The sequence below is a fragment of the Pseudonocardia tropica genome (assembly GCF_040105315.1).
Lineage (GTDB): Bacteria > Actinomycetota > Actinomycetes > Mycobacteriales > Pseudonocardiaceae > Pseudonocardia > Pseudonocardia alni.
Map to the genome: position 1 here is coordinate 1 of NZ_JBEDNP010000057.1, position 3,133 is coordinate 3,133.

A 3,133-nucleotide genomic window follows, 5' to 3' on the forward strand; every position below is an offset into this window, starting at 1 on the left:
GCGTTCGACGATGTTCGGTGTAGGAACCTTCATCATCAACTTCTCGGGGCCCGCCTCACCGCAGCGACACGACCCCACCCGCGCGGTCGATCACGCCCTCACCTGCACTCCATTTCCGGAAGAGCCGGAAATGCGGAGATCCCCCGCTCCGGTCGGAAGAGCGGGGGATCTCCGGAAGTGCAGGGTCACCGATGACGGGAAGACGGTCCCGTCATCGTGCCCGGTGGTGCAGGTGCACTCAGTCCTGGACGTTGGTCTGGCTGTCACCCTGCGAGCAGTCGCTGAAGCTCGGGGCGTCCTCACCGTTGGTGGCCTGGCCACCCAGGATGCCGAGGACGCTGGCGGCGACGTCGGCGCTGTTCAGCGAGCAGCTGAGCACGTTGGCGTTGTTGAGGGCGTTGACGTCGCCGACGTTGACCAGGCCGGACTGGACGCTGTTGCGGTCCTTCTCCAGGTTGTTGATCTGGTCGGCGTTGATGCGGTCGCCGCCGTGGCCGTGCCCGTGGTGGCCCTTGTCCCAGCCGCCGTCACCCGCGAAGGCGAGCGGGGAGATGGCGAGCAGACCAGCGGTGACGCCGGCGGTCAGGATTCCAGCCTTCTTCAGCACAGTTATTTCTCCGTTGTGTACGGGGTCCGATGTCGGACCGGCGTGTTCGGCGTGGGTTCGGGAGCCCCGCCGATGCACAGAACGCTATCCGGTCCATCCCCGATCCGACGAACTTTCTACCACTATCGGACGATAGGCATTACTGACCGCGAGGTTATTGCTCTCTTCCGGCAGCCGAGAATCCGTGTGAACGTCGCTTCCGGACGCCGTCCGCGACGGATCGTCACCACAGTGGACCCGAACGGACGCGTACCCTTTTCCCGGAACACGCTCCGTGATGCGGCCTCCGCACGGCCGTGTCGTCGCGTCACCCTGTCGTATTGACCCGGGGGAACTCCCGGCACCGGATCGCACCCCCCGACGGACGGATCCGCCCCGGACGAGTGGGCCGGAACCGGCTCGTGCGCGGCGTGCCGCCGTCGACGTCCGCCGCCGACGACACGCACCGCCGGGATCGCCACGACCTCCGACGTCCCCGCCGCCGCGGAACTGCTCTGCGCGGCGCTCCTCGACCACCCGTTCACCCGTCACACGATCGATGCGGTCGAGCACCCGCGACGCCCGGGCGCCGGCCAGGAGCTGCTGGTGCGCGAGGTCGGTGTCCCGCACGGGCCGGGCCGGGTGGACCGCGACGGACTCCCGGCCCTCGCTCGCGTCGGACGTGCGGCTCCGCACCCGCCCCGGCTCCCGGGTCACCGCCGAGGTCGACCGGCCGCGCGGCGGGCCCCGCACCTGGTCGATGCTGCGGCCGGCCACGACGAGTGGCCCCTGAGAACGGCCCGGGAACGGACCGGACACCGGGGCCCGCCCGCTGAGACCGGCTCACGGTGTTTCTTCATCGTTCTCTCTGACTAACATTGCCCCATGGCGATGAATTGTTGCCCTGATGTCGGCCCGGCGGTGGCGCTGTTCCGATCGCTGGCCGACCCGGCACGGCTGGCCATCGTGCTGCGGCTCGGCCGGGGTGAGGCCCGCGTGGTCGATCTGACCCGCCAGCTGGGTCTCGCCCAGTCGACGGTGTCGAAGCACCTGGCCTGCCTGCGGGACTGCCGCCTGATCGACTCCCGGGCCGAGGGACGCCAGTCCTACTACCGCCTCGTGCGCCCGGAGCTGCTCGACCTCCTGCGCAGCGCCGAGACGGTGCTCGCCGAGACCGGCGACGCGGTCGCGCTGTGCCCTACCTACGGCGCACCGGGACAGACCGGGGAACGGGCGTCGTGACCCTGTCCCTCTCCGACGACCGTCGCGCCGTCCTCGTCCGCCGCATCCGCCTGCTCGTCGCGATCACCATCGGCTACAACGTGGTCGAGGCCGTGGTCGCCATCGCCGCAGGTCGTGCCGCGTCCTCGATCGCCCTGATCGGGTTCGGACTGGATTCGGTCATCGAGGTCAGCTCGGCCGCTGCCGTGGCGTGGCAGTTCGCCGGCCGCGACCCGGCCCGCCGCGAGCACATCGCCCTGCGGGTCATCGCGTGCTCGTTCTTCGCCCTCGCCCTCTACGTGACCGTCGAGGCGCTGCGGGGCCTGTCCGGGGCGGCGGAGGCGGACCGTTCGACGGTGGGCATCGTGCTGGTCGCGGCCAGTGTTGTGGTCATGCCGTTCCTGTCGTGGGCGCAGCGGCGCGCGGGGCGCGAGCTCGGCTCGGCCAGCGCCGTGGCCGACTCCCGGCAGACGCTGCTGTGCACCTACCTGTCGGCCGCGGTGCTCGTCGGGCTCGTTCTCCACACCACCCTCGGCTGGTGGTGGGCCGACCCCGTCGCCGCGCTGGTGCTGGCGGGCCTGGCCGTGCGCGAGGGTGGGAACGCGTGGCGGGGAGAGGGCTGCTGCGCCGCGCTGCCCGGCGCCGTCGCGACGTCCGACGCGCGCGCCGACGGCTGCTGCCGCTGACGGTCCGGAGCCACCACGATGTGGACACCCCTCGGGCGAGGGGTGCGGCCGGATCCCGCGCCTGGACGTCGTCCTGGCGATGGATCGTGTACCTCACGAACACGATCAGGGCCGATATCCCGAGATGGACGTCAGGGCTTCTCGTCTCGGAGACTGCCCGGGGTGGCCGCTCCGGGTCACCGCGCCGGCCAGGGTCTGCGCCGCCCGCCCGCAGAGCCCCGATCGAACGGGGATGCGGCCGGCGTTCGGCGGCCGGGTCGAGTCGTGAGGGATGTCGATGAGCGACGGCACGTCGAGCAGGTTCCACGTCAGGGCGCAGGACCAACCCATCGTCGACCAGGGCGACGCCGGGAACGAGTCGTGGATGAGCGCCGGCGGTGACCCGCGCGATCGGGGACGGCTGATCGAACTCGTGTCGGAGCAGCTCGTCGGGTCCGAGCGCCTGATGGTCGGACTGGCCTGGCTGAGCCCCGGCGAGGTGCACCTGCTCCACCATCACCCGCACGCTGACGAGTGAACCGCCCCGGCGTGTCCGGAGAGCTATCGGGTTGAGTGCTCTGACTCGGGCTGGCCGATGTGTTGACGGTAGTGCGCGGCCTCCAGCTCGGCCGGGGGCAGGTCCGCGGCAGCGGAGTGCAGC

Annotated in this window: 4 protein-coding genes; 3 read left to right on the plus strand and 1 reads right to left on the minus strand. The window is 71.0% G+C overall.

Annotated elements, in window-relative coordinates; translation table 11 throughout:
- Positions 1-238: 238 nt before the first annotated feature.
- Positions 239-607, minus strand: a complete 369-nt coding sequence (locus WHI96_RS27335; RefSeq protein WP_345654650.1) for a hypothetical protein — start codon at positions 605-607, stop codon at positions 239-241.
- A gap of 864 nt (positions 608-1,471) precedes the next feature.
- Here WHI96_RS27335 and WHI96_RS27340 point away from each other — a divergent pair.
- From WHI96_RS27340 to WHI96_RS27350, 3 genes are all read left to right on the plus strand, one after another.
- Positions 1,472-1,828 (plus strand): ArsR/SmtB family transcription factor, encoded by a 357-nt coding sequence (locus WHI96_RS27340; protein ID WP_405414912.1) that lies wholly within the window; start codon positions 1,472-1,474, stop codon positions 1,826-1,828.
- Entirely contained in the window at positions 1,825-2,493 is a 669-nt protein-coding gene (locus WHI96_RS27345) for a cation efflux transmembrane domain-containing protein (RefSeq protein WP_345654656.1), read from the plus strand. The genes WHI96_RS27340 and WHI96_RS27345 overlap by 4 nt, the downstream gene beginning before the upstream one ends.
- 277 nt (positions 2,494-2,770) lie before the next feature.
- A complete protein-coding gene (locus tag WHI96_RS27350; RefSeq protein ID WP_345654659.1) occupies positions 2,771-3,010 on the plus strand; it encodes a hypothetical protein in 240 nt (79 codons plus the stop codon).
- Positions 3,011-3,133 lie beyond the last annotated feature (123 nt).